Annotated in this window: 1 protein-coding gene; it reads left to right on the plus strand. The window is 59.3% G+C overall.

Features of this window, described 5'->3' with window-relative positions:
- A partial coding sequence (locus tag G0Q06_RS14320) for an FtsW/RodA/SpoVE family cell cycle protein (RefSeq protein ID WP_163967457.1) occupies positions 1 to 312 on the plus strand: 312 nt, incomplete at both ends.

Raw genomic sequence — 312 nt, forward strand, 5'->3', positions numbered from 1 at the left:
CCGGCGGTTTTTTCGGTGTCGGCGTGGGCGAGGGACAGGTCAAGTGGTCGCTGCCCGACGCGCATACGGATTTCATTATCGCGGTTGCGGCAGAGGAATACGGGCTGATCCTTGTACTTGTGGTGATCGCTCTTTACGCCACTGTGGTTGTGCGCTCCCTGATGCGGCTGGTACGAGAGCGTGATCCGTTTATCCGTCTCGCGGGGACCGGACTTGCCTGTATGTTGGGTGTGCAGGCCATGATCAACATGGGTGTCGCGGTGCGGCTGTTGCCGGCCAAGGGTATGACGCTTCCGTTTGTAAGCTATGGTG

It is taken from the genome of Oceanipulchritudo coccoides (genome assembly GCF_010500615.1).
GTDB classification, from domain to species: domain Bacteria; phylum Verrucomicrobiota; class Verrucomicrobiia; order Opitutales; family Oceanipulchritudinaceae; genus Oceanipulchritudo; species Oceanipulchritudo coccoides.